Origin of the sequence: Wolbachia endosymbiont (group B) of Ischnura elegans (assembly GCF_947251585.1) — a bacterium.
GTDB lineage: Bacteria > Pseudomonadota > Alphaproteobacteria > Rickettsiales > Anaplasmataceae > Wolbachia.
In genome coordinates this window covers 1,654,188-1,679,480 of record NZ_OX366371.1, presented here as the reverse complement: position 1 = coordinate 1,679,480, position 25,293 = coordinate 1,654,188, and the positions used below count along the sequence as shown (strand labels likewise).

Here is a 25,293-nt window from a genome sequence, read left to right as displayed (position 1 = left end):
GAGTTCTTTTATCTATTCAGATAGCATTGCAAACTTAGTGCTTTCTATTCCAATCACAACTATACCGACATTATCTACCAGAAGTATATCATCCCAGTATCAAGTACTGGGATGACACCTTCTACTACGCAAATTAACACAATGTCCGCACGGCTATACACGTGATGCTGGAATTCTTAGCACACCTTTTGATTTATGAAAAATCAGTGTCTGCATTTACTTCTATTTTTTTATCTATTTTATTTTGCCATTTTACTGCTTACTCTGTATTCAAATTACATGAACCTTTTTATATTAGGCAAGCTCAGGTTATTTTTACGTTTATATATTGATCCGATCTAGTCCAATAAACCCTCTAAGGAAAACCCTTAGATTTTTGACCTACTAACGTGTGACAGTAACCGTTCACGGAATATTCCCAATTAGGCAGGAATAGCGACTAAATTCTGTAGTTTCTGGACAGGATTCTGATCATTCAAACGTGCAGTCAAAAATATCGAAAGCATTCTTTCAATGAACTTTTCTCCACGTTCTGACCAAGTGAAAAAACTATTTTTACGATAAATGACGTACCGTCTAGCCTGACGTTCTGCAAGGTTATTGGTTGTCTCGATCAGATCAGGATTGCGCACGAATCTCCACATCATATCTTCAGAACGTAGTATATTGGCAGCCATTCTCGAGGCCTGAGTTCCTTTTGCAACCCTTGTTATCTCTCGCAAAAAATGTTTCACCCTTTTTCGAATCTTCCTCATTAACCGGAAAAATCTTAAATTGTCTATCAGGTTTTGTTTACGTGCTCTATCTACCACAAATACCCTGTTGCTCAGCGATTTTAATGCTGCGCCAATTCTGCTCACTTCAACATTTTTACTGTAAAAAAACCTTTCAAAGTCCCTTGCTAAATGGGCCCAGCATATCTGTCTGTTTTCACGATTAAAGTAATTATACGCAGCATACCTATCGCTTATAACTATTCCATCATACTCTGGCAATAGCCCTTTTAATATCTTCTTTCCGCGAGATCCAACTAACTTCATAAGTGTTGCTGTTTTATTCGTTACTACCCAACTCCAACCTTTCTTTCCCTGGTTCCTATGGCTTGTTTCATCTATATGTAAATACTTGCTTTTCCGTAGCTCTTCTCTTATTTTTTCGTATTCAGATATACATTTTTCTGATACTCTACCCTCGGTCTTTGATACCAAACCTAGGCTTATATTCAGATTAAATATGCTGCTCAAAATTTGCTGTACTTCCCTTTTTGAATTGATAAAAAATCCACTAAAACTGCTAATTACTGCTTTTGCATTAGCTCCTAAAAGATCCCTTGTCACACCTTCAGGCAGACTAGCTGAGATCCTTTTCTTACACGCCTTACAGTAGCCTTTTTGTAGCCTATATTCAGTCACTATCGGTTTAATTTTTGGCAATTCAACCTTTTGATGCACAGTTTCTTCTTCTAAAATAACTTGGCTTCCACACATGCAAATTGTATCAATTGAACATTTTACCACCTCATCTGCTACCATCAATTCCCGCTTGTGCGCTTCATGTCCTGGCTGCCCGCCTGGTTTTTTATCGCTCTTCTTTTTTGTCTTTTTGCGATATACATCTTGCGATGGTGGCAGCGATGAATTTTTTGAATTTAAACCCAGCTTATCCTCTAGCTCAATTATTTTTGTCCTTAACTTATCATTCTCTGCTTTCAGAGTACCAACTTCTGACTCCAATACCACAATCTTTTCTTGTAGCACCTCTATCATCAACCCCTCATCTATCTAGTTTATTGTTTTTTATACTAATTATGCAATTTTTGTAAACTACTTTCTTATACCGTGAATGGACAAAGTTGATAAGCCTAAACGCCATCATGTCTTTAGGAGAGTCTGCTAATGAAGGCTCTTAAGTTGACGCCATTGCGTGAACGGTTACCGTGTGACACTTTAGGTTTTAGAGCGTTTTCTGTGTTTTATACTTTATGTTTATTAATTGTGTAATGATCAACACTATGAGTTTCACCTTCCCTTCCATTATATCTCTGAACTCTATTATTAGAGTATAACTTGATTATAAACTATATATAACAATAAACTTACTTTAATTTTTCTTCTTTAAATAATACGTGTCTTCTGACCACTGGGTCATACTTCCTAAACTCGAGCTTTTTGGGAAGGTTCTTAGGATTACGTTTTTTTACACAAAAATAGCCTGTTAGTTTCTCTTCTCCAGTTTTTGTTGTTTTAGTTGCAGTGCTAACTAGCTTGACAAGCAAAGAAGCATTTTTTTTCGCCATAATTGTTAGTGATATAATAAACTCTATGCAAGTTTAGAACGCAAAACACTGAAAGTCAACCCAATAATGCAGGTCGCAAAATTCTTGACAATCAATAATATATTAAGTAGTATAAAAAGATTTCAGAATGAAAAGCAGACGGTAAATAAGTGGCGAGTGATGGCAAAAGGTTATTATTGATAGAAAGTACTACCTGTTCTAACGAGGTAAGGGTTGCCCTACTAGTTAATGGTAGGGTTGTAGAGTTTGAACAAGAATTCAAGGAAAAAAGACAATTAAGAGGTAATATATACGTTGCTTATGTAAAGCGTATAGAGCCTGCTTTGCAGGCCGTGTTCATTGAGTATGGAAAAAATAAGCAAGGTTTTTTGTCTTTTTCTGAGATATCTCTAAATTACTTTAATATTCCAGAAAAAGAGAAGGAAATTTTCCCTGACGAAGGCTATTCGAGCGGTGTGGACTGTTCAAATGATAATTGCACAGAAGAAGGCCTGGATTCTACAGCTAGTAATGAATCCAGCAGTGGTTTTGTGAGGGAGGTACCTTTACATAGAAAATATAAGTTACAAGATGTGATTTCAGTAAATCAAAAGTTATTGGTTCAATTAACTAAAGAAGAACGAGGAAATAAAGGAGCTTCATTTACAACATACGTAACTTTGGTCGGTAGATACTGTGTTTTCATGCCCAATTCCATAAGTAGGGGTGGAGTATCTCGCAGAATTGAAGATACCAACGTTAGAAAACAGTTAAAGGATATATTAAATTCAATAAATTTACCAAAAGGCTCAGGTTTAATAGTAAGAACTGTTGGTGCAGGAAAAAGTAAGAAAGAAATTGAGCAAGATTACGATAATTTGACCTTATTATGGCAAAATATCCAGCAAAACTTCTCTTCTTTAAATGTTCCATCATTAATTTACAACGAAGCAGATGTAGTTATGAGATCTGTACGTGACTTTTGTAGTAATGATACAGAAATTATAGTATCTGATAGAGAAGTTTGTGAAGCGGTAAGAAAATACACTAAAAATGTGTTACAAGGGAAATTAAGTCCTAGGTTATATAGAGGCTCTGTTCCAATCTTTACTTACTATCGAGTCGAAGATCAAATTTCTGAATTATATAGCAATAGAGTAGAATTACCATCTGGTGGGTCTTTGGTGATAACCTTAACTGAGGCATTTGTTTCAATAGACGTAAATTCAGGGAAAATGACAGGAGAAGATAACATAGAAGAAACAGCTTATAGAACTAATATGGAGGCATTATCTGAAATATCAAGGCAAGCGAATCTCAGGGGCTTATCAGGGTTAATAGTTGTTGATTTTATTGACATGTTGAAACTTGAGTATTGCAAAAATGTTGAATTTGCTATCAAGCAGGCGTTTAAAGATGATAAAGCTAAAGTTCAATTTAGCTTTATCAATGACTTTGGTTTAATGGTCTTTTCAAGACAAAGAATTAAACCAAATATACAGGAAATTAATACTACAGAGTGCTTACGCTGTAAAGGTATTGGAAGAGTGAAATCAAACGAAGTGGTTGTTGCATCGATACTAAGGGATTTGCAACATATTGCTAATAAAAATCAAAATAAGTCCTTTGATTTAATAGCACGCAGTGCAGTTATAGCGCACATTTTTAATAATAAGCGTGATATGGTTTCTACAATCGAAAAAGAGTTCAATATTACATTAAATGTTAGTATTGATAATAGTTTAGATGCAGATACATTTATTTTAAAGCAAGGAGACCATATTAATTTTAATGATTATAAGCCATTGCAGAATTCTGGATGTCAAATTGTGAATAGCAGGGATAAAGAGGCTGGTAGTTCAGATAAACTACCGGGCAACTTTTGGTTAACTAAATGGCTTTCGCGCCTTTTGGGCTCTAACAACTAAACGGGACTTGTAATTAACGAGTTTTATACTTATATATTTTACATCAGATAATATTTAAAAGGGAGTATTCATTATGGGAAGAGCAATAGGTATAGATCTTGGAACAACAAATTCTTGTGTTGCAATAATGCAAGGCAAGGATACAAAAGTAATTGAGAATAAAGAAGGAGCAAGAACTACTCCATCTATAGTTGCATTTACTTCATCTGGAGAAAGGTTGATTGGTGCTCCAGCAAAAAGGCAAGCAACTACCAATGCAAGTAATACTTTTTTTGCAACTAAGAGATTGATAGGTCGCCAATATAGCGATCCTGAAATGAAGAATCTAGGTGTACCGTATAAGGTATTTGCAGCAAAAAATGGTGATGCATGGGTTAAAACAACTGATAGTAAAGAATACTCTCCTAGTCAAATTGGTGCATTTATACTACAAAACCTGAAAGAAGCAGCTGAGGCTTATCTTGGGGAAGAAGTAAAGGATGCTGTGATAACAGTGCCGGCGTACTTCAATGATTCTCAACGTCAAGCAACAAAAGATGCAGGAAAAATTGCTGGATTAAATGTCCTCAGAATAATTAACGAACCAACTGCTGCAGCACTTGCTTATGGTCTTGATAAAAAGCACGGACACACAATAGTAGTGTATGATCTTGGTGGTGGTACATTTGATGTTTCAGTTCTTGAAATAGGTGACGGAGTTTTTGAAGTAAAGGCTACAAATGGTGATACTCACCTTGGAGGGGAAGACTTCGATAATGCAGTAGTAAATTATTTACTGGGTGAATTCAAGAAAAGTAATGGCATTTATTTGAAAAACGATCCAATGGCTATGCAAAGAATCAAAGAAGCTGCAGAAAAAGCAAAGGTAGAATTGTCAAGTGCAATGGAAACAGAAGTAAATCTACCGTTTGTTACAGCTGATGCAAGTGGCCCAAAACACTTAAATATGAAGCTAACAAGAGCAAAGCTTGAAAGTTTAGTGAATGATTTAATTGAAAGGACTATAATTCCTTGCAAAAAAGCTCTTGAAGATGCTGGTTTGTCTGCTAGTCAAATTGGTGAAGTAGTTCTTGTTGGTGGCATGACTCGTATGCCAAAAGTCATAGAGAAAATTAAAGAATTCTTTGGCAAAGATCCACATAGAGGAGTTAACCCTGATGAAGTTGTAGCAATTGGGGCTGCAATACAAGCAGGAATTATTCAAGGTGATGTAAGAGATGTGTTACTACTTGACGTAACTCCACTTTCTCTTGGTATTGAAACTCTAGGGGGAGTGTTCACTCCACTTATTGAACGTAATACTACTATTCCCACAAAAAAATCTCAGGTATTTTCAACTGCAGAAGATAACCAAACAGCCGTTACAATTAAGGTACATCAAGGTGAAAGAAAATTGGCGATTGATAATAAACTGCTTGGTCAGTTTAGTTTAGAAGGAATACCACCTGCTCCTCGCGGGGTTCCTCAAATTGAGGTGACATTTGATATAGATGCAAATGGAATAGCGCATGTTTCTGCAAAGGATAAAGCTACTGGAAAAGAGCAAAAAATACGTATTCAGTCTTCAGGTGGTTTATCGGAGGATGAAATAAATCGGATGGTGAGAGAAGCTGAGGAAAAAGCACAAGAAGATGAAAAGCGTAAGAAATTTATTGAAGTGAAGAATCAAGCGGATAGTTTAGTTCATTCTACAGAAAAATCTCTGACAGAATATGGTGATAAAATTTCTCCAGAAGATAAATCTGCTATTGAAAATGCAGTTAATGAGTTAAAGGAAGTGAGTAAATCTGACAACATTGATGATGCTGATTCAATACAACAGAAAGTTACTAACCTCTCTCAGTTATCTATGAAACTTGGAGAAGCTATGTATAAGGAATCTCAACAACAACAAGGTGGAGAAAGCTCATCCACAACAAATAATGAGGAAGAAAAAGTAGTAGATTCTGATTATCAAGACATGGATAATAAAGAAGAGAATAAGTAATTCGATTGTCATCCCAGTGCCCAGATACTGTGGGATGACAAGAGGAGCGTATTGTTGCTTAAAGGAACTATTGTGGATATTATTAAGACAATAGAAGAAAAATTACGCGATTCAATAGGTGTAATTGATATTAATATTATCGATGAATCAGCAAAGCATGTAGATCATTATTTTGCTTCTTCTTCGACACTACCTTCACATATCAAATTAGTATTAATATCTAACGACTTTTCTGGAATGAGCTCTTTAAAGAGGCATAAATTGATCTATGAATTATTAAAGAGTGAAATAGAGCGATTACATGCGATTTCTCTTCACTTGTATACGCAAAGCGAATACAATCTAAAAAATAAATAATAAAAATGTGAACGAAGAGTCTTTATTAGTTAAAGCAGGAAGAAAATTTAATGATTATAAAGGGTCGATGAACCCACCAGTTTATCATTCTTCTACTATATTATTTCCTACTTACAAGGACTACTTAAATGCAGCAAATGGAGAAAGTATATACGATGTAATCAATGATGGTGTTGCAAGGGATTACAGTTACAGTAATGTTGGTACGCCTACTGTTCATTATTTTTCAAATGCACTGGCTGAAATTGAGGGTAGGGGACAAGCACTCATCTACCCTTCTGGATTATTTGCACTTACTTTTGCTATTTTGACTTTCACTAAAGCAGGTTCGCATGTCTTGATACAAGATAATAGTTATTATAGGCTAAAGAGATTTGCCGAAAATGAGCTACCAAAAAGAGGAGTAGAAGTAACTTTTTATAATCCGACACAGGATATAACTGATTTAGTTCAGAGTAATACTTCACTCATCATGATTGAGACTCCTGGTTCCATAACGTTTGAGATTTCAAATATAGAGCATATAGTAAAAGTTGCTAAAGCACGTGGAATCGTAACCGTTTGTGACAATTCATGGGCCACTCCTTTGTTGTTTAAGCCGCTTGATTATGGAATTGATGTTGCACTATACGCGGTGACAAAGTATCTAGCCGGTCACTCAGATCTAGTGATGGGAGCTATGGTTGCTGAAAGTAAAATTTTTAAATTGCTTTATGAGAGCTATAAAAATTATGGAGTCACCATTCAATCGCATGACTGTTACCTTGCACACAGGGGACTTAGAACACTGCAAACACGCATGAGGAAGCATCAAAGTACAGCAATGCAAGTAGCAAAGTGGCTGGAAAAACATCCAAAAATCAAAAAAGTCTTATACCCCGCACTTTTTTCCTATTCTCAGCATGATTTATGGAAAAGTTATTTCAAAGGGGCAAGTAGCGTATTTAGTATAGTACTCGATAGAGAATATTCATGTGAAGAACTAGGCTGCATGGTTGATCACATGAAAGTTTTCGGCATTGGTGCTTCTTGGGGAGGATGTGACAGTTTGATATTACCAGTAGACCATAGATCTATGTCAAGATCTGTAATGAATTCAGATTATGGTGGAAGTTTTGTGCGAATATTTTGCGGACTAGAAGATCCTGAAGATTTGATTTTTGACTTGAATACTGCATTAATAAGACTGCCATGTTCAAGTGTTAAAGATGATTGTGAGACTGAAAGAGCTACTGCATAACATTGTAAATGCTGACTTTGATATTGAAATCAAAGGCGTCACATGTAATCCTAAGAGAGTTAAAGAAGGTTACCTTTTTGTTTGTGTGTCAGAAAGGAGTAAAGAACACGTAACATGTCTTCCTAATGGATGTGTACACAACTGTGTAGACGTTGTAATACAAGGGGCCAAGAAAGATGTCATCCCAGTGCTCAGACACTGGGATCCAGAAAATTTAATTGTAAACAAGCATACTAGACAATTGTATAATGAAAACTGGATTCCAGTGTCCGCTACTCGAATGACAAGTACTCCAAGTTTTGCAGTGCTTTACCACTCGGACCCTCAAGGAATATACAGTGAAATAGTCAGCAGGTTTTATCAATTCAAACAACCTAAATATGTTGCTGCTGTAACTGGTACGAATGGTAAAACTTCAGTGGTGGAATTTTGTCGCCAGATTTGGCAAGATAATGTAGCGTCTATAGGAACACTGGGAACATGTGTCAATAATAATAGAAAAGATAATAGCCTTACAACGCCAAGTGCAGATGATCTTTATTCCACATTGCGTGACATAAATAATAAGAACGTAGAACACTTAGCATTAGAAGCTTCAAGCCATGGAATCGATCAATACAGAATCCATGGACTCAGGCTCAATGCTGCAGCTTTTACTAATTTTTCTCAAGATCATTTGGACTATCACAAAAGTATCGATGAGTATTTTGAGGCCAAGAAAAGGTTGTTTGATGAGGTATTGCCAAAAGAAAAAACAGCGATTTTAAATGCAGATATAGGCGAATATGGAGAGTTGCTCAACATAGCTGAAAAGCGTGGCAACAAAGTTATAACCTATGGAAAAAAAAACTCTGACATTACTTTATTAAAGCAGATACCCACTGCCAATGGTCAATACCTAACAATTCAAATCGGTGATGAAATTTATAACGCATTTTTTCCGATTTTTGGGCAATTTCAAGCATATAATTTGTTGTGTGCAATCGGTATAGTTATTTCATCTGGTATGGACTATCAAAGAATGTGTATAGATAAACTCGCTTCTCCACCTGGAAGAATGGAAAAAGTGAACACTTTTGCATTTGTCGATTACGCTCATACTCCAAGTGCACTCAAACAAGCTCTGTTGTCTTTAAAATGGCACTTCAATAAAAAGATAGTTCTAGTGTTCGGTTGTGGCGGGAATCGTGATCAAACAAAACGTGCAGAGATGGGTAAAATAGCACAAATGCTTGCAGGTAAAGTTATAGTCACAGATGACAATCCGCGTGATGAAGATCCGGGGAAAATTCGTCACGATATTTTGTTACATTGCCCTGATGCACTGGAGATAGGAGATAGAAAAAAAGCTATAGAGAAAGGTATAAATATAGCACATGATGAAAATATGATTCTGCTAGTTGCAGGAAAAGGACATGAAAGATTCCAAATAATAGAAGGCCAATCCCTTGAATTTAGTGATGTTGAAGTTATTAGAGAGGGCCAAAAATTTGCTACTGCTGTTTTGCTCTCTCCTTCATCCAACGCCTGAATGGCTTTTTTCCTTAAGTCATAACTGTACGCTGCTGGCATTTTTACCTTCTTGTTATACTAAATCACTATCTTATCTTGTTCCTACTATTATGAGAAGAGCTATACAAGGATATGAAAGTGGAGATTGTGGTTACAAGATTAGTGAGAGAATATAGAAAAATTGAGGATGAAATATTGCGTGATATAGTTCATTTAGTGATAAAGGCTCTTACAGGTATAGTAGCGCTTCATAAGTAAGAATATTTTTACAAAGAATTTAATAATCACAATTTAGGCAATGATGAAAGTTCTTTAAGAAAAAAGTTTAATACTATCAAGAAAAGTTTGCATAGGCATAGCAATATAATACATAATAATCAAAATATCTAAAATTCTGTCAATTTATTTGCACAGTCAATCACTTGAGAATTCGGAAATTGATTTTTAAACCAAGTGTACTGGCGTTTTGCATAATGCCTTGTGTTTGTTTGAGCAATCTGTATTGCTTCGTCTAAAGTAATCTCCCCTTTTAAGTATCTTATAATTTCTGGTACTCCATGTGCTTTCATAGCTGGCAAATGTGGAGATGGGTTCATGCTAAGTAGGTTTTTTACTTCATCAATTGCTCCATTTTCAACCATTTCAATAAAACGAGAATTTATTTTTCGGTATATATCCTCACGTTTAGGTAGAATTGTATATACCTTAAAATTATTGAACAAAGGAGGCTGTCTATTTTCTTGCCATACAAAGATTGTCTTGCCAGTTTCAGTGATAACTTCAAGTGCTCTTGAGAGGCGATGTGAGTCATTAATAAATATTTTACCTTGAATCCTTGGATCTTTGCTTAGCACTAATTTGTAGAATTCCTCTTTACTTAAATTTTTCCTAAGTTCATTTACGTTTTCTCTCACTTCCTGGCTTATTTGTGGAATCGATGATAATCCCTTGATTAAGCTGCTAATGTAAAGCCCACTTCCTCCAGTGATGATGGGTATTCGTGAATTTTTCAGCGCGTTGTTAACTTCCCTCTTTAAATCCTCTAGCCATAAACCTACGGAATAATTTTCTCTTGCTGAAACATAACCGTATAGCCTATAAAATTCTTTCTGCTTTGGTGGTTGAGCAGTAATTACGGGAATCTCTTTGTATACCTGCTTTGAGTCACAGTTTATTATGCTAATGTTTTTATACTTTTTTATCAAGTTATCGCATAATTCTGATTTACCTGAGGCTGTAATTCCTGTAATAATTACTATATTATCCTTCATTTATATTAATTTAACTAACCTATGATAGGGTGTAGTAAAAATTTGGATTCTACAATCTAAAATTTGGAGACTTTTATGGCAGAAAATGATAACGATAACTCGTTTACTAAGCGTTTTACAAATAGGACCTCTAATGAGACAAGAGGAGGTTTTTCCAGTAAGTATTCATCTCAAAATACCAAAGAACATGCACTAGGAGCAAAAGGAAAAATTTCTGAATTGGCAAACAAAAAAGCTGAAGCCAAGGAAGCTTTTTCTGAAAGTGGCGGCATAAAGAGTAAAAGCAGAACTATCAACGAAAGATCCTTTGCTGATGCAACAAGAAGAAGTAGATCAGATCTCGTATATCTAGTTCGTGGTAAAGATCGAGGAAGATCAGCTTGGCACTATGTATTAGTTGATAAAGATAAAAGAGAAATGTTTCTGGCAAAAAGTAGAACTGGCTCTATAGATGTTGCAGATTATGGAGAGATTTTATATTCAGGATGGGGAGATGATCCACCACAGACGATAGTCGATAAAATCAATGAGGAGTTCGAATTGTAGTAAATCTGTTGTAAAAGCAACAAGGACAACATTGCAAATTTAGAGTTCAAAAGGGTTATTCCTCGAGAACTACTGCGTCAGAAAGCTGGCGTTGAATTTGTATATAATGTTGACCTTGGAGGTTTTTATGAATAATAGTGAGAGAAAAGAAAAATTGGAAACTCGCATTTTATCAAGTAGAGGCAGGTCTTTACTTGACCATGAGCTACTGGAACGTACTCTATCTGAATGTGAAGAAGGAAGAGAAGTGGCCAAAAAGCTAATAGAGCTCTTTAGTAGTTTAGGAAGGGTAATTAACGCTGACTTTCATGAGCTAAAAAATGTTACAGGAATGAATGATGGAGCAATAGCAAGTATCTTTTGTCTGAAAGAGATTTTCGATAGGATACTGAAAGGTAAGTTAAAAAAGCTGTCGATTCTTGATAACAGAGAAGAGCTACTAAAATACTTTAAAACAGCAATAGGGCAGTCACGAAAGGAAAGCTTGCGAGTAATATACTTAGATCGAAGTGGTCATTTGATATACGAGTATATTCAAGACTGTGGAACTATAGACAGAGTACCTCTATATGTGAGAGAAATAATCAAACAGGGATTACTGATCGATGCATCATCTATTGCAATTTCACATAATCATCCAAGTGGAGATACAGAACCATCAAAGGAGGATGAGGATAACACACTTACATTAGCTGCAACCTGCGAAAATGTAGGAATGAAATTAATAGATCACATAATCGTAACACAGAAGAGCCACTTTAGTTTTTATGATAGTGGTTTATTGTAATCTGTAGACCGGAAGGAAAGTTCTCCAACTTTCCTTCTTTTTTTCTACTTCATAAATTAAAAAATTCAATATAAGCTTGAGCAGCTAAAATTAGTAATGAAAGGTGGAATTAGGCAAAAAAATAAAAGAACTTAGATTATACTGTGGTTTAACACAAACTGAGTTGGGAAAGAAAATAGGCGTTTCGTATAGACAAATACAAAGGTACGAAAATAGTTCAAACCAAATTTTGGCCAGTAGGCTATACGACTTAGCAAAAGCACTATCGATTAATGTGGCTGATTTTTTTACTGATGTGCATGTCGACTCACATGAAACTTATGATGAAGAAATACTAAAATTAGTCAAAGGATATAATGAAATTAAAAGCAAAAGGTTACGTAGCGTAGTTTATATATTGGTAAAATCTTTTTCTCAAAGTTACAATGAGAGTTAGTATTGCTTCAATACCTCAGTTAATATATTAATAAATGATTGTACAAGATGAACAACATCCTATTGATAAACAAATAGGTGAAAGAATAAGGAAGAGAAGGTTAATATGCGGTTTTAGCCAAAGAGACTTAGGAAAAAAGCTCGGAATTTCATTTCAGCATATACAAGGATATGAAACTGGAGAGGTAAGGCTTGTAATTGATAGATTGTATAATTTGGCAGAAGCTTTGTCCGTTGATATGTCATATTTTTTTACCAAAGCTTCTGAAGACTTACACGATAAGGCCTTTTGTAGCGATGTGGGTAGTGAAGAAATATCAAGGCTAGTGAGGGAATACAGGAAAATTAAGGATGAAACGTTGCGTGATATTGTGCATTCAGTGATAAAAGCGCTTGCCAATAAATAATATTGCCTGAATATATCTTCAATCCACTTCTACAAGCAATGCTAGTTAAGGGTAACCGTTCACGGATTGTGAGAATGAATTAAAGAACTAAGCAGTGACAGCTACTAGATTCTGTAGCTTTTGAAAGGGGTTCTGGCCATTTAGACGTGATGTCAAAAATATCGACAACATTCTTTCCACGAATCTTTCTCCACGTTCTGACCAGGTGAAAAAGCTGTTTTTACGATAAATTACGTACCGTCTAATTTGCCGTTCTGCAAGGTTATTAGTTGTTTCTATCACTTCAGGTTTTCTTAAAAACTTCCACATCATATCCTCAGATCGTAACATCTTAGCGGCCATTCTTGAAGCTTGAGTGCTATTTGCAACCCTCGTCATTTTACGTAAAAAATGTTTTACCCTTTTCCGAATTTTTCGCACCAGTCGATAAAATCTCAAATTATCTATCAAATTTTGTTTTTTTGCCTTATCTACTACAAACACCTTATTGCTGAGCGATTTTAGTGCTTGGCCAATTTTGCTCACTTCAACATTTTTACTATGGGCAAATCTCTCAAAATCTCTTGCCAGATGTGCCCAACATATCTGTCTATTTTCACGATTGAAGTAATTGTATACAGCGTATCTATCGCTCACAACTATACCATCATATTCTGGCAGTAAACTCTTCAACACCTTCTTACCACGAGACTCGCTTACCTTCAGAAGTGTCAACGCTTTGTTTGTTATTACCCAACTCCAGCCTCTCTTTCCTTGATTTCTGTGCCCTGTTTCGTCTATATGCAAATACTCGCTTCCTTGCAACTCTTCCTTCATTTTCTCATATTCAGATGCACACTTCTTCGATACCCTGCGTTCAGTATTTGAGACTAAACCAAGGCTTATATTTAGATTAAAAATACTGCCCAAAATTTGCTGTACCTCTCTTTTTGAGTTAATAAAAAAGCCGCTAAGGCTGCTTATAACTGTTTTAGCATTGGGTCCTAGAAAATCTCTTGCAACACCTTCGGGTAAATTTGCTGTAATTCTTTTATTACATACTCTTATATGTTAAAAACAAGTCTTTATAAATGTCACGAAATGGCGGTATAAAGACACGCAGAGAGGAGGAACCGTACATACTCTTGGTCATAAGGACCGTTTTGCAGCAAGGTTCTCCTCTCTGGTTTATTATACTGAAAGTTCCGAACAACTGGTTGAGCTTTTAGGCTCGTATATAAGGGTGGAAAATGCAGTATACACATTATTTATGGAGGGATTATGAATTTATCAAATATTATTACTGGCATTGATATTAGCAAAAATAAACTAGATATCCATATTCATCCACTTGGACATCATAAAGTATTTGAAAATAACGTTCAAGCTATTGATCAAATAATCGACTTTTTGCGTTTACATAACGTAACCAAAGTTGGACTTGAAGCAACTGGTGGGTACGAAAAATTATGTGCTTATACTTTATTAAGCCATGGTTTTGAAGTATATGTCATTCAACCAAGATGGGTGAGAGATTATGCAAAAAGCCTTGGTATTGCTACTAAAACTGATAAAATAGACTGTAGCATCATCTCACGTTATGTTAGTAATACAGACATGCGTGTCACTCCTTTAAAAGTTAGTAGTATTGACTGTTTGAAGCAAAAATTATCTCGCAGGAATCAACTAGTAGAAATAGCAAAAATACAAAAAACCCAAGCTCATCAAGTAACCGATTTATCTATAATCAAACAAATGGAAGAGCTACTTGCAGTTTTACAAAATCAAATTCAAGTCTTAGAAGATGAGGTAATGGAATTAGTCGATAAAAATCAAGAGCTTAAAAAAAAGTACATGTCAATAACTAGTATACCTGGTGTAGGTGCAATAACAGCTATTACTTTTATTTGTTATCTACCCGAGCTTGGAACTCTCCAACATAAAGAAATATCCAGCCTTTCCGGAGTTGCACCTTTTAATCGAGATAGTGGTTTTAGTAAGGGAAAAAGGTGTATTCAGGGTGGTAGATCACAAATTAGAAAGGTTTTACATATGTGCATTCTTAGTGCGCAAAGGTACAATTCTTATATAAAAATCTTCTTTGATAGGCTATACAATCAATATAAAAAACCATATAAAGTTACCTCTACTGCTGCAATGAGAAAATTACTTATCCTTGCTAACTCTTTAGTAAGAGACGGTAGACTGTTTACTGAGGAGTATAGCCCTAAAACTGCTTCTATATAGCAATAGCATAGCTGTGAATAAGTACGCCCACACAAATTTTAAGTACTTATTCACAGCTACATCAATTTTTCTATTGACTTTTAACACAACTGCTACAATGTCCTCTTTGCAACCTGTACTCAGTTACAATTGGCTTAATTTCTGGCAACTCTGCCTTCTGATGAATAATTTCATCTTCTAAAGTAATCTTACCTCCACACATACAAATTGTATCAATTGTGCATCTCACTACCTCGTCTGCAGCCATTAATTCACGCTTATGCACCTTATGTCCTGGCTGACCTCCTGGTTTTTTATCACTTTTCTTTTTTGCTTTCTTACGATATATATCTCGTGATGGTGGCAGCGATGAGAATTTTGCGAATTTAAGCCCAATTTGTCTTCTAATTCAACTATTTTTGCTTTCAAGCTATCATTTTCTCTGATCAGTGCTTTTATTTCTTCCTTGAGATTAGCGTTTTCTGCTACAACCTTTTCTTGCAGCACTGTTGTCATTTACCCATTCCATATTTAGCTTCCTATCTCTTTACACTTTTATACTTACTTTGTAAACCACCTTATCTCCGTGAACGGTTACCATATGTATGCACCCGTTTACAATCTTAAATTAATTAAACTATCGAGGTTATTTATTATGATTACATCTTATCAAAATTTCATTGGCATTGATATCGGAAAATTTAAAAATGTTGCTGCAGCTTATAACCAAAGGAGCGCTATCAAGTTTGACAATGATGCTACTGGTTGGCAACAGTTGTTTCAAAAATTTTCAGATATCCTACCTAATTCTCTAGTAACTTTAGAAAACACTGGAAAATATGAGCTTGGCTTAGCACATTTTCTTGTTGATAAGAATGTTGCTGTACATCGAGCTAATACTCGTAAAGTAAAAAGTTTTATCATATCACATGGAACTTTAGCAAAGACAGATCAATCAGATGCAAGAGCCCTTGCTCAATATGGTTTTGAACGCTATAGTGCTCTATCTCTATTTGTGCCTATGTCAAAAGAACAAACCGCCTTAGTTGCACTCTGTCAACGTCGTGATGACATTACACAAATGAGAACTCAAGAGAAATGTAGGCTTGCAGCACCTGAAAACGACTATATAAAGGAAAGTTGCCAAAAAACAATAGACTTTTTTACCAGTCAGATAAATGAGTTCAACGATGCCATACAAAGAATTATTGATAAAAATCCAGAGTTACAAAAGCGTCAAAAGATCTTGAGAACAGTGCCAGGAATAGGTCTCAAGTTATCACAAGTTTTTGTGTGTCTAATGCCAGAACTTGGCCACCTAAACAAAAAAGAAGTTGCAAGTCTTGCTGGAGTTGCTCCACATCCAAAAGAAAGCGGTAAAACTATTGGTTACCGAAGGATAACAGGTGGTAGGAGCAATGTTCGTGCAAAGCTTTTCACAGCTGCTATGGCTGCTGCAAGATCTAAATCTGCACTTGGTGCTTTTTATTCTGATCTTATTGGTAGAGGTAAAAAGAAGATGGTAGCTATAACAGCTCTAATGCGAAAAATCATAGTAATTGCCAATGCAAGACTTAAAGAAGCAATTAATATGAAATAAAAAATCTGTATAGAAAATAGGTTAACGAATATGTGCGTCTACACACATTTAAAGCACATATTCGTTAACCATAAAATCTAAGCAGTGCTTGCTGTTTGATATAAATTTCTTTCTGTATAAACTAGGGTTTTTGTTGCCAAAATACATTTTTCAATTGAATAAAAATACAAAATTATCAACAAATGAGACTAAATTCAAAAAATTTTAAAAAACATAGTTGATGGTAATGTGAAATTTTACTCATGGGTGTTATTGCTCTTTTTCGAAAGTCGAAATAAGCTCTCAAGTAATTGACAATGATTGACAAACAATAGACATCGTTTGCTATGCAATATTGTATAAATCACAATGCTAGTTTTACTGAAAATTATACTATTTTAGATATAATTATAATATTTAAACTTAAGGTATAGGGATGAACCCTACAATTAGAAAGGTTTTTTGTATTCTACTTATAGTATTATTTATTTCTTTTTCTCATGTTGGAAGTGCTGCTAACTCTAATGACGATACAACTGCTCAAGTATAGCTCTTTTCATAATAATCCGGAAAGTTCATAGAAAAGCAGAATCAACAGCATGACGAAAAGATGTGAATAGAGGGATGTTTTTCCTAGCTCTATTTTTTATAGCAAACCAATGATGCTCAATTTTATTGAAATCTGGGGAATACGTAGGAAGATACAAAATTTCAGCACCAACTCCTTTAGCAAATCTTATTAGACTTATGAAAAGTAGCATTATCAAGGATAACAGTTTGTCCAGGTTCCAAAATCGGTGTCAAAAACTGCTCAAACCATTTATTAAAGATATCCATATTACAATGGCCCTCAAATGTTAACGGAACAACTATTTTTCTACCATTTAGAGCTGCAATCATGCTAATTCGTTGAGTTTTCTTTCCAGATTTTAGGGCATAAAACCGCTGTCCTTTCTGAGAATATCCATAGGGATAGTCTTCGGTATTATCAATACCAGATTCATCTATATATACTAAGTTTTGAGGTTCTTTTGTTGCTATAATTTTCAAAAATTCAGCACGTTTTTCTTCATTCCTTTCTTTGTATCCATATGTCTTTTTTTTCGTGTGAGTCCAATTTTTTTAAGAGCTCGATGAATCGTTGGGATACTAACATTACTCCAAAGCTTAGCCATTTCCGATAGAGTTTTTCCACCGTGTTTTTTGGCAAATTCAGTAAATTTATTCCAGTCGGTAATTTTGTGATTATAACCTCCATTTCCAAGTTTTTTCGACTGAAAATCTCCTGTTTCTTTTTTTCTTTGCTGCCACTCCCATAATGTAGTTCTTCCAATTTTAAATCTTGCTGCTACCGTTTCTCTGCTTTCCCCTTCGTCTAGCACTTCCATTGCTTTTTTTCTTAAATCATAACTATATGCTGCTGGCATACTTACCTTCACTACTATAAACTCTTATTTTAACCCGTTTGGACCATTATGAAAAGAGCTATAATATGTAATATTATTGGCTACGTTTGGGGAATAGGTGGACCGCTTATGACCGTAGTGATAATAGGAGCAGCTTTACTTGCAATATTTGGTAGAATGCCGTGGCCTGCTCTTTTCGCCCTCGGTGTATTTTGCGCTGTGTTTTTTGGCGCTAAAACTATTGTCATAAAAGTAATGGGTGGTATAAACTCTACAAATGCCTCTTTTATGGAAGAATGTGGAACGGGAGATAAAAAAAAGAGTCAATAGGGCTATTTCTTTCTAAAGCAGACTTGGTGCACAGCTTCAACTATATCTTCCACTTGTGGTAATGCTTTCTTTTCTAGGTTTGCAGCATAAGGTAAGGGGACATCCTTGCCGGTTACCCGTACAACCGGAGCGTCAAGGTAGTCAAATCCTTGCTCCATAACCATGGCTGAGAGTTCTGCTCCTATTCCTGCAAATGGCCAACCCTCTTCTATGCTTACTAATCTATTGGTCTTCTTAATAGAGTTAATAACTGTTTCAGTGTCAAGTGGTCTTAAGGTTCTGAGGTCGATAACTTCAGCTTCTATTCCTTCACTAGAGAGTAAATCTGCTGCATTTAACGCATCCATTAGTTTCAATGAAAAAGCAGTGATAGTTACATCCTTTCCTTCCCGTATAACAGCAGCTTTGCCTATCTCAAGTAGATAATCTTTATTTGATAGCTCAGAATCAGGAATCTCATGTTCATGACCATAAGCGATCTCGTTTTCTAGAAATATTACTGGATTAGGATCACGAATTGCAGCTTTAAGCAGACCTCTGCAATCAGAGGCAAAGTAAGGTGCTATTACTTTCAAACCTGGAACATGCGAATACCAAGATGCAAAGCACTGAGAATGTTGTGCGGCAACTCTTGCTGCAGCTCCATTTGGTCCACGAAACACTATAGGGCATCCAAGTTGTCCACCTGACATATAATTTGTTTTTGTTGCGGAATTCACAATTTGGTCAATAGCTTGCATAGAAAAATTAAAAGTCATAAACTCAACAATAGGTTTGAGCCCAGCAAACGCTGCTCCAACAGCAAGACCAGCAAATCCATGTTCGGTAATAGGTGTATCAACTACCCTATTTTCTCCGAACTCTTTCAGTAATCCTTTTGTTACTTTATAAGCACCATCATACTCTGCAACTTCTTCACCCATGATAAATACATCAGGGTCATTTTGCATTTCTTCTCTGATTGCCGTGCATAACGCTTCTCTTACACTTAAGCTTGCCATTTGTAAATCTGTAAATTTCAACTGAAATAACTATATCAAAATTACCAGGAAGCGCACAAGTTAAGTTTTACAAGCATCATGTTGCATTGAGCATTGAATACTTACTTCTTTTAATTCAGTAGGTTGCGGTGATAGTGCGTATGTAACTCCACCGACTATCAATGAAGACATCACAGAAATTGCAATCATTGATAGAATTGGTAATTGGAAAGCTACACTAAAGATAACACCTACTGTCAACATGGTTACAAGATTTACAGAAGCAATTTTTAAGAAAGACAGTTGTGCTTTTTCTGTTTTTTCTAGTAATACTTTATTTGCTTTGGTTTTGCTTAATTCACTATTAAGTGTTGTATTCTCGTTTTCCAGATCTTTTATTTTTTGCTTTAGTGATTGATTCTCTTTACTGAGCTTATCAACTATTTCTAACCGAGTCTCATGTCCAGCTACGTCACTCTTTGATTTTTCTAGTTCTTTCTCAACATGTTTTAATTCTTTACCTGGCTTTTCTAACTTCCGAATTTGGCTATCTTTCAACTGAACTTGAGTTTGCAGGCTTTCTAAAGTTTGGTTATCAACTTCATTAGCTGCCCCGTCGTAATTTATTTCGGAGTAGGAAGAAGTATCAAACGTAGTTTCAAGTGCTAAACCGTTGTCGTCACTACTAACGCTTTCACCAATAGGAGTCTGTTTACCACTATATGTAACACTTCCTATTTGCGGTGACTCAAATTTTTCTACCATATTCTTAACATCAGCATGTAAGTATTGCTCACTTACTATACTGTCACTACTTCCACACGTAACAGGAGCCTGTGCACCACTACGTATGGTATCATATTGTTTCACAGAATTTATAACATCTGCTGGTGCAGCAGTTTTTTTCTCATGCTTTGTACAAAAATTTTGTTCTGCTTCCTTTAACATTTTTACTATAGCTTCTTTATTTTCTATATTACCAATCACCTCCCTTGGAGTCTTATTTTTGCTTTTTAATGAAGGATTAACTCGATCATCACTTAGTAGTTGTTTTACCATGCTTTCATGTCCATAAGAAGCAGCAATATGCAAAGCAGTTAGCCCATCATTTTTAGAGCCATCTTTTACTCGAGCGCTAACACTTGCTTTCTTTTTTAGTAAAAGTTCCACTATTAACATATTGTTGCATGCTGTAGCAAGATGTAACAACGTCCAATCTTCTGCAGCTTCTTCTGAAATTTTTATACTAAATTGATGTTCTTTACTAAAATTTTACTAAACTTGTTGTACTCTCCTGCATCTTTTCCTTTTAACTCATTCTTTATTTTTTCAAGTAAATTATCTTCATCCAAATCGCTACTTTCACTTACCTCATTTATTATTTCAAAAAACTTCTCCTTCTCTATTGCCATAACCTTTCCCTCTCAATTTATTTTTATCACTGCATAATCTCACAAAAAAGTTAAATTTATCAAAATTCTATATTTTATATAAAATAAAATTTCCTGTTTCCAAAAATTGGTAAGCATGTTTTTGATGAGATTGTAGAAAACATACTTTTATGACACCATTTGTTGTACGAACTAACTTGGCGAAAACAGATGTTCATATAGTTGTTTGGCAAAATGTTTTGCACTAGTTATGCTACTTCGTTTTCCATAACAGTTGAAAAAATTAGTAGCAAGTTGTTGTGAGTTTATGTATTTTGAGGCTGTAATGGTCAAAGGTACATGAAGTATGATCAGAGTTAAAGGTGCAAGAGAGCATAATTTGCAGGGTATTGATGTCAATATACCAAAAAATAAGTTAGTTGTTATAACTGGACTAAGTGGTTCTGGTAAGTCTAGCCTTGCATTCGATACGATTTATGCAGAAGGCCAACGCCGATACGTCGAAAGTCTATCGGCTTATGCACGTCAATTTCTTAATATTCAAGATAAACCAGATGTTGAGTCAATCACAGGCCTCTCTCCTGCAATATCAATTAATCAAAAGTCGATCTCAAAAAATCCAAGATCAACTGTTGGAACCGTTACTGAAATTTACGATTATGTACGTTTGATATATGCACGAGTGGGAATACCTTATTCGCCTGTAACTGGGTTGCCAATAACGAAACAGGCTGTATCTCAAATTGTAGATACTATTATAGCATTACCTTTAGAAACTAAAATATATATACTTGCTCCTATTGTGCGTGGCAGAAAAGGAGAGCACTTCAAAGAGATATTGGAAATTAAAAAGCAGGGTTACGTGAGACTAAAAATAGATGGTGAAACATACAATATAGATGACTTGCCTAAACTCGACAAAAACAAGAAACATGATATTTTTGTTATTGCAGATAGAATCTCCATGTCAGATGATATAGGAAATCGACTACCAGGCAGTATAGAATCAGCATTGAGGCTGGGCCATGGCTTAATGTATGCAGAAATAGTGAACTTACCTGATAACCACAATTCCGAGTATAAAAATGGTCAAACTTTAACTTTCTCAGAGAATTTTGCATGTCCTGAGTCTGGCTTTACTCTTGAAGAAATAGAGCCAAGATTGTTTTCTTTTAACAGCCCCTACGGTGCATGCAGTTCATGCAGTGGGCTCGGTAAAAAACTAAGTGTTGATGCAAAGCTAATAGTGCCAGACGAAACGCTCTCGATATCTGAAGGTGCTTTAAAGCCAATTGGATCAATGTTCCGTCAAGTGCATACAAACTATGGATTGCTAAAAAATGCAATTCTATCACTGGCTGAAAATTGCAAATTTAGCCTTGATGTTCCGTGGAAGAATATAGACCAAAAAGTGAAGGATTTAATACTTTTTGGCTCTAGAGAAATGAAATTTCAAGGTTTGGTCAGTATCCTAGAACGCCAGATGCATTACGATGCATCACTTATTGATAGGTATTGTTCTGTTACTAACTGCAAAGAATGTGCTGGCTATAGATTGAGAAAAGAAGCACTTACAGTGAAAATTGACGAAAAACATATAGGTGAAATATCAAGGCTCAGCATCGATGAATCCCTTAAGTGGTTTGGAAATTTATCAGACAAACTTACAGAACAACAAAGGCAAATTTCAAATAAAATATTAAACGAAATAATCAAAAGGCTGACATTTTTAAAGAATGTAGGGCTAAATTACCTTACACTTGACCGTGAATCTAGCACTCTCTCTGGTGGTGAAAGCCAGAGGATCAGGCTTGCTTCGCAAATTGGCTCTGGTTTAACAGGAGTGCTATACGTGCTTGATGAGCCCTCAATTGGCCTTCATCAATGTGATAATGATCGATTAATTACCACACTTAAAAATCTGAGAGACATGGGTAATACTGTGATTGTTGTTGAACATGATGAAGACACAATAATGGCTGCTGATTATGTGATTGATATTGGTCCTGGAGCTGGCGTGAATGGAGGAAAAATCGTTGCAGAAGGAACACCAGATCAGGTACAAAAAAATTCAGAAAGCATAACAGGACAGTATTTAAGTGGAAAGAAGGAAATTTCAATTTCAAAAAGAAGAAAGCAAACAACTCAGTTCATAAAGGTAGTTAATGCTTGTGAGAACAACTTAAAAAATATAAATGTTGAATTTCCTATAGGGAATTTTATTTGTGTTACTGGAATATCAGGAGGAGGGAAATCAAGTTTAGTGATAGAAACATTATATAAATATTCAGCACACAAGATAAATCATTCATCTGCAAGGCATGGTCAATGCGACAAAATAGAAGGCCTTGAGTATATAGATAAAATTATAGAAGTTGATCAATCGCCAATTGGTAGGACCCCAGCATCAAATCCAGCAACATATGTTGGTATGTTTACTCACATCAGAAATTGGTTTGCAGGTCTCCCAGAGTCGAAGGCACGAGGTTACAATATAGGCCGATTTTCATTTAATACCAAGGGAGGAAGATGTGAAGCTTGTAAAGGTGATGGGCATTTAAAGATCGAGATGCATTTCCTACCGGACGTTTATGTGAAATGTGAGCAATGTAGAGGACAGAGGTATAACCGAGAAACATTGGAAGTTACTTACAAGGGAAAATCAATTTCTGATGTGCTTGATATGACAATAGATCAAGCATGTGACTTTTTTGAAAATCTTCCAATGATAAAGGAAAAGTTGATTTCTTTACAGGAAGTAGGGCTTGGCTATATAACGCTTGGACAGTCGTCAACAACGTTGTCCGGGGGTGAAGCACAACGAATAAAGCTGTCTAAGGAACTATCAAAGCGATTTACCGGGAAAACATTGTATATTCTCGATGAGCCAACAACTGGGTTACATTTTGAAGATGTAAATAATTTACTGAAAATACTCCATAGGCTAGTTGATTTAGGAAATACTGTTATAGTTATTGAGCACAATTTACATGTTATAAAAACTGCTGATTACATAATAGATATTGGTCCAGAGGGTGGAGTAAAAGGTGGCGAAGTGGTTGCTGTAGGAACTCCAGAAAAAGTTGCACAGACTCCAAAAAGCGTTACAGGCAAGTATCTTAAAACATATTTATTGGATCAAGTATCGACTATTTCTTAATAATTAGGTTATGAGGAGCATTTTAAAAGGTATACCTAACATATTTAATTCATGAATCTTCTCTTATTAAAAAAAGCTACAGATCTCATATTTCCAAACGTATGCGTAAGTTGTGAACGTATAATTGATAAAAGTTATGATTTATGTAGTGAATGCAATAAAAAAATCAATTTTTTAACTAAGCATTACTGTAATGTTTGTGGTGTAGTAATTCCAGATAACATTGATACATGTGGTAAATGCATCAGTAACCCTTCACCATTTAAAGTATTAAGATCAGTTTTTGCTTATGATGAACATAGCAAAAATATGATTATAAATTTTAAATTTTTTGATAATTTAAATTATGTGAAAGTCTATGCAAAGTGGATGTACAAAGCTAACAAAGACATGTTTCAAAATGCAGAGGTCATAGTTCCCATACCGCTACATAAAATACGCTTATTTAAACGTAAATATAATCAAGCAGCATTGCTCGCGAAGGAATTAAGTAAGTTATCTCACTTATCTTATACACCATTTGCAATAAAACGTATTCGTCACACCAAACCTCAAGCTGGTCTTTCACTTAAACAGCGTGAAAAAAATTTGAAAAATACTTTTAAAGTAAGTAACAGCGAAATTATCAAAAACAAAATCGTGATATTGGTTGATGATGTAGTAACAACTGGCGCAACCGCAAGGTCTTGCTCTCAGGAAATTTTAAACTCTGGTGCAAGAGAAGTGAGAGTGCTATCGCTTGCAAGAACTGTATGAAAATCAGCTTTAAGGTATAATTTTCATTTTTGAAAACTGTTTAGTGTCTTAGTACTAACTTCTGTATCATTCCTCTTAAAAAAAAGTCTAGTTATAGTGTATACGGAGTCTATAATTATAGCCCTTTTTCTAATAGTTCGAATAGCTAAATATTCTTTCTGGCTCAATTTTTTATAGCAAACCAATGGTTTAATTAAAATCAGGAGAATATGGAGGCAGATATATAACTTCAGCACTGACACTTTTAACAAATTCACTTATTTTCTATGAAAAGTTGCATTATCCAAAATCACCCAGCAAAAAGTTTGAACTAGCTATTAAAAACGTCTGTATCGCAATAGCCTTCAAAAATCATGGGCACCATAATTTTTCCCTTATTCAAAGCTGCAATCATATTTTTGAATACTCACTGCATTCAGAAAAAAATAGGTACATGCTAGTGTAATAGCACTGGATGTAATAATTGGAACAAGTAAAAAAGCCTCTATTAGTTTTCTTATAGAGCTGGCTGGTTTAATGCTGTTATTATTCAATGATGCAAAATAATTTTCACTAAGGTTGGCCATCCATTTTGCGCCAGATAAGACCCTCTCACTATTTTTTTTAGATAAGTTGACTTGTATTTGCTTTCCCATGTTTATAATTATGCTAATAATAAATATGATAAGATCAATATAAATTTTTTACTTCCGTGTTTTTTCTATTGTTGTTTATAATGACTATAGTTACATCACATATTTC

Annotated in this window: 23 protein-coding genes and 4 pseudogenes; 15 read left to right on the top strand and 12 right to left on the bottom strand. The window is 35.2% G+C overall.

Annotation, left to right across the window (positions count from 1 at the left end; genetic code table 11):
- Positions 1–422: 422 nt before the first annotated feature.
- Together tnpC (OPR58_RS08595) and rpmG are read right to left on the bottom strand one after the other, a co-directional pair.
- Entirely contained in the window at positions 423–1,766 is a 1,344-nt protein-coding gene (gene tnpC / locus OPR58_RS08595; RefSeq protein WP_265022247.1) for an IS66 family transposase, read from the bottom strand.
- 329 nt (positions 1,767–2,095) lie between these two features.
- A complete protein-coding gene (gene rpmG / locus OPR58_RS08590) occupies positions 2,096–2,296 on the bottom strand; it encodes a 50S ribosomal protein L33 (protein WP_012481745.1) in 201 nt (66 codons plus the stop codon).
- A gap of 149 nt (positions 2,297–2,445) precedes the next feature.
- Between rpmG and OPR58_RS08585 the strand changes: the two genes are divergently transcribed.
- The 5 genes from OPR58_RS08585 to OPR58_RS08565 all read left to right on the top strand — a co-directional run bounded on the left by OPR58_RS08585 (position 2,446) and on the right by OPR58_RS08565 (position 9,318).
- On the top strand, positions 2,446–4,203 hold the full coding sequence (locus tag OPR58_RS08585; protein WP_265022464.1) for an Rne/Rng family ribonuclease: 1,758 nt from the start codon (positions 2,446–2,448) through the stop codon (positions 4,201–4,203).
- Between the two features lie 73 nt (positions 4,204–4,276).
- On the top strand, positions 4,277–6,190 hold the full coding sequence (gene dnaK, locus OPR58_RS08580) for a molecular chaperone DnaK (protein WP_265022463.1): 1,914 nt from the start codon (positions 4,277–4,279) through the stop codon (positions 6,188–6,190).
- A gap of 72 nt (positions 6,191–6,262) precedes the next feature.
- Complete coding sequence (locus OPR58_RS08575) at positions 6,263–6,547, top strand: BolA family protein (RefSeq protein WP_064085813.1); 285 nt, start codon at positions 6,263–6,265, stop codon at positions 6,545–6,547.
- A 7-nt stretch (positions 6,548–6,554) separates the two neighbouring features.
- On the top strand, positions 6,555–7,787 hold the full coding sequence (metC, locus tag OPR58_RS08570) for a cystathionine beta-lyase (RefSeq protein ID WP_006013396.1): 1,233 nt from the start codon (positions 6,555–6,557) through the stop codon (positions 7,785–7,787).
- Positions 7,756–9,318 carry a Mur ligase family protein gene (locus OPR58_RS08565; protein WP_264687252.1) on the top strand — a complete coding sequence of 521 codons (1,563 nt, stop codon included), beginning with the start codon at positions 7,756–7,758 and terminating at the stop codon, positions 9,316–9,318. The genes metC and OPR58_RS08565 overlap by 32 nt, the downstream gene beginning before the upstream one ends.
- 367 nt (positions 9,319–9,685) lie before the next feature.
- On the opposite strand, the gene miaA is transcribed toward OPR58_RS08565, so the two are convergent.
- Positions 9,686–10,570, bottom strand: coding sequence for a tRNA (adenosine(37)-N6)-dimethylallyltransferase MiaA (gene miaA, locus OPR58_RS08560; protein ID WP_010407423.1), 885 nt, complete (start codon positions 10,568–10,570; stop codon positions 9,686–9,688).
- Positions 10,571–10,645: 75 nt separating this feature from the next.
- Here miaA and OPR58_RS08555 point away from each other — a divergent pair, with 75 nt between their 5' ends.
- The 4 genes from OPR58_RS08555 to OPR58_RS08540 all read left to right on the top strand — a co-directional run bounded on the left by OPR58_RS08555 (position 10,646) and on the right by OPR58_RS08540 (position 12,745).
- Positions 10,646–11,116 (top strand): hypothetical protein, encoded by a 471-nt coding sequence (locus tag OPR58_RS08555; RefSeq protein ID WP_265022462.1) that lies wholly within the window; start codon positions 10,646–10,648, stop codon positions 11,114–11,116.
- 127 nt (positions 11,117–11,243) lie between these two features.
- Positions 11,244–11,903 (top strand): JAB domain-containing protein, encoded by a 660-nt coding sequence (locus OPR58_RS08550; RefSeq protein ID WP_012673223.1) that lies wholly within the window; start codon positions 11,244–11,246, stop codon positions 11,901–11,903.
- 103 nt (positions 11,904–12,006) lie between these two features.
- A complete protein-coding gene (locus OPR58_RS08545) occupies positions 12,007–12,339 on the top strand; it encodes a helix-turn-helix domain-containing protein (protein ID WP_041582615.1) in 333 nt (110 codons plus the stop codon).
- A 34-nt stretch (positions 12,340–12,373) separates the two neighbouring features.
- The gene (locus tag OPR58_RS08540; protein WP_041582616.1) at positions 12,374–12,745 is read left to right on the top strand and encodes a helix-turn-helix domain-containing protein; all 372 of its coding nucleotides are present in this window, start codon (positions 12,374–12,376) and stop codon (positions 12,743–12,745) included.
- Positions 12,746–12,832: 87 nt separating this feature from the next.
- On the opposite strand, the gene tnpC (OPR58_RS08535) is transcribed toward OPR58_RS08540, so the two are convergent.
- On the bottom strand, positions 12,833–13,771 hold the full coding sequence (tnpC, locus tag OPR58_RS08535) for an IS66 family transposase (RefSeq protein ID WP_265023147.1): 939 nt from the start codon (positions 13,769–13,771) through the stop codon (positions 12,833–12,835).
- 234 nt (positions 13,772–14,005) lie between these two features.
- Here tnpC (OPR58_RS08535) and OPR58_RS08530 point away from each other — a divergent pair, with 234 nt between their 5' ends.
- Positions 14,006–14,971: an IS110 family RNA-guided transposase gene (locus tag OPR58_RS08530; protein WP_264336652.1), complete on the top strand. Its 966-nt coding sequence runs from the start codon at positions 14,006–14,008 to the stop codon at positions 14,969–14,971.
- A gap of 70 nt (positions 14,972–15,041) precedes the next feature.
- Here the strand turns inward: OPR58_RS08530 and OPR58_RS08525 are convergent, their stop codons facing one another.
- Positions 15,042–15,218, bottom strand: coding sequence for an IS66 family transposase zinc-finger binding domain-containing protein (locus OPR58_RS08525; RefSeq protein WP_406846499.1), 177 nt, complete (start codon positions 15,216–15,218; stop codon positions 15,042–15,044).
- A complete protein-coding gene (locus tag OPR58_RS08520) occupies positions 15,218–15,466 on the bottom strand; it encodes a DUF6444 domain-containing protein (RefSeq protein ID WP_265022268.1) in 249 nt (82 codons plus the stop codon). The genes OPR58_RS08525 and OPR58_RS08520 overlap by 1 nt, the downstream gene beginning before the upstream one ends.
- Positions 15,467–15,605: 139 nt before the next feature.
- Here OPR58_RS08520 and OPR58_RS08515 point away from each other — a divergent pair, with 139 nt between their 5' ends.
- Complete coding sequence (locus OPR58_RS08515) at positions 15,606–16,550, top strand: IS110 family RNA-guided transposase (RefSeq protein WP_265022222.1); 945 nt, start codon at positions 15,606–15,608, stop codon at positions 16,548–16,550.
- 415 nt (positions 16,551–16,965) lie between these two features.
- A pseudogene (locus OPR58_RS11425) lies at positions 16,966–17,076 on the top strand (TrbC/VirB2 family protein); the annotation flags it as partial.
- A gap of 28 nt (positions 17,077–17,104) precedes the next feature.
- Here OPR58_RS11425 and OPR58_RS08510 read toward each other — a convergent pair.
- Positions 17,105–17,956, bottom strand: a pseudogene (locus OPR58_RS08510) (IS630 family transposase).
- Positions 17,957–18,016: 60 nt separating this feature from the next.
- Here OPR58_RS08510 and OPR58_RS08505 point away from each other — a divergent pair.
- A pseudogene (locus OPR58_RS08505) lies at positions 18,017–18,265 on the top strand (TrbC/VirB2 family protein); the annotation flags it as partial.
- Positions 18,266–18,267: 2 nt separating this feature from the next.
- Here OPR58_RS08505 and OPR58_RS08500 read toward each other — a convergent pair.
- The 3 genes from OPR58_RS08500 to OPR58_RS08490 all read right to left on the bottom strand — a co-directional run bounded on the left by OPR58_RS08500 (position 18,268) and on the right by OPR58_RS08490 (position 20,657).
- Positions 18,268–19,266, bottom strand: a complete 999-nt coding sequence (locus tag OPR58_RS08500; protein WP_063631208.1) for a pyruvate dehydrogenase complex E1 component subunit beta — start codon at positions 19,264–19,266, stop codon at positions 18,268–18,270.
- A 60-nt stretch (positions 19,267–19,326) separates the two neighbouring features.
- Positions 19,327–20,424 (bottom strand): ankyrin repeat domain-containing protein, encoded by a 1,098-nt coding sequence (locus OPR58_RS08495; protein WP_265023191.1) that lies wholly within the window; start codon positions 20,422–20,424, stop codon positions 19,327–19,329.
- A gap of 62 nt (positions 20,425–20,486) precedes the next feature.
- Positions 20,487–20,657 (bottom strand): hypothetical protein, encoded by a 171-nt coding sequence (locus OPR58_RS08490; protein ID WP_265022461.1) that lies wholly within the window; start codon positions 20,655–20,657, stop codon positions 20,487–20,489.
- 325 nt (positions 20,658–20,982) lie between these two features.
- Here OPR58_RS08490 and uvrA point away from each other — a divergent pair, with 325 nt between their 5' ends.
- Complete coding sequence (gene uvrA / locus OPR58_RS08485) at positions 20,983–23,796, top strand: excinuclease ABC subunit UvrA (protein ID WP_265022460.1); 2,814 nt, start codon at positions 20,983–20,985, stop codon at positions 23,794–23,796.
- Positions 23,797–23,847: 51 nt separating this feature from the next.
- A complete protein-coding gene (locus OPR58_RS08480) occupies positions 23,848–24,552 on the top strand; it encodes a ComF family protein (RefSeq protein ID WP_265022459.1) in 705 nt (234 codons plus the stop codon).
- A 166-nt stretch (positions 24,553–24,718) separates the two neighbouring features.
- Here OPR58_RS08480 and OPR58_RS08475 read toward each other — a convergent pair.
- Both OPR58_RS08475 and OPR58_RS08470 read right to left on the bottom strand, forming a co-directional pair.
- Positions 24,719–24,949: pseudogene (locus OPR58_RS08475) on the bottom strand (transposase); the annotation flags it as partial.
- Positions 24,927–25,187 (bottom strand): hypothetical protein, encoded by a 261-nt coding sequence (locus OPR58_RS08470; RefSeq protein WP_264375494.1) that lies wholly within the window; start codon positions 25,185–25,187, stop codon positions 24,927–24,929. The gene OPR58_RS08470 and the pseudogene OPR58_RS08475, both read right to left, overlap by 23 nt.
- Positions 25,188–25,293 lie beyond the last annotated feature (106 nt).

What these genes read in the sequence shown, in the direction of transcription:
- OPR58_RS08520 (WP_265022268.1), bottom strand. Translation starts at nt 15,466, where the DNA reads ATGACAACAGTGCTGCAAGAAAAGGTTGTAGCAGAAAACGCTAATCTC.
- OPR58_RS08525 (WP_406846499.1), bottom strand. Translation starts at nt 15,218, where the DNA reads ATGGCTGCAGACGAGGTAGTGAGATGCACAATTGATACAATTTGTATG.
- OPR58_RS08555 (WP_265022462.1), top strand. Translation starts at nt 10,646, where the DNA reads ATGGCAGAAAATGATAACGATAACTCGTTTACTAAGCGTTTTACAAAT.
- dnaK (WP_265022463.1), top strand. Translation starts at nt 4,277, where the DNA reads ATGGGAAGAGCAATAGGTATAGATCTTGGAACAACAAATTCTTGTGTT.
- OPR58_RS08470 (WP_264375494.1), bottom strand. Translation starts at nt 25,187, where the DNA reads ATGGGAAAGCAAATACAAGTCAACTTATCTAAAAAAAATAGTGAGAGG.
- rpmG (WP_012481745.1), bottom strand. Translation starts at nt 2,296, where the DNA reads ATGGCGAAAAAAAATGCTTCTTTGCTTGTCAAGCTAGTTAGCACTGCA.
- tnpC (WP_265022247.1), bottom strand. Translation starts at nt 1,766, where the DNA reads ATGATAGAGGTGCTACAAGAAAAGATTGTGGTATTGGAGTCAGAAGTT.
- OPR58_RS08490 (WP_265022461.1), bottom strand. Translation starts at nt 20,657, where the DNA reads ATGGCAATAGAGAAGGAGAAGTTTTTTGAAATAATAAATGAGGTAAGT.
- OPR58_RS08495 (WP_265023191.1), bottom strand. Translation starts at nt 20,424, where the DNA reads ATGTTAATAGTGGAACTTTTACTAAAAAAGAAAGCAAGTGTTAGCGCT.
- miaA (WP_010407423.1), bottom strand. Translation starts at nt 10,570, where the DNA reads ATGAAGGATAATATAGTAATTATTACAGGAATTACAGCCTCAGGTAAA.
- OPR58_RS08530 (WP_264336652.1), top strand. Translation starts at nt 14,006, where the DNA reads ATGAATTTATCAAATATTATTACTGGCATTGATATTAGCAAAAATAAA.
- uvrA (WP_265022460.1), top strand. Translation starts at nt 20,983, where the DNA reads ATGATCAGAGTTAAAGGTGCAAGAGAGCATAATTTGCAGGGTATTGAT.
- OPR58_RS08500 (WP_063631208.1), bottom strand. Translation starts at nt 19,266, where the DNA reads ATGGCAAGCTTAAGTGTAAGAGAAGCGTTATGCACGGCAATCAGAGAA.
- OPR58_RS08550 (WP_012673223.1), top strand. Translation starts at nt 11,244, where the DNA reads ATGAATAATAGTGAGAGAAAAGAAAAATTGGAAACTCGCATTTTATCA.
- OPR58_RS08480 (WP_265022459.1), top strand. Translation starts at nt 23,848, where the DNA reads ATGAATCTTCTCTTATTAAAAAAAGCTACAGATCTCATATTTCCAAAC.
- OPR58_RS08540 (WP_041582616.1), top strand. Translation starts at nt 12,374, where the DNA reads ATGATTGTACAAGATGAACAACATCCTATTGATAAACAAATAGGTGAA.
- OPR58_RS08565 (WP_264687252.1), top strand. Translation starts at nt 7,756, where the DNA reads ATGATTGTGAGACTGAAAGAGCTACTGCATAACATTGTAAATGCTGAC.
- OPR58_RS08515 (WP_265022222.1), top strand. Translation starts at nt 15,606, where the DNA reads ATGATTACATCTTATCAAAATTTCATTGGCATTGATATCGGAAAATTT.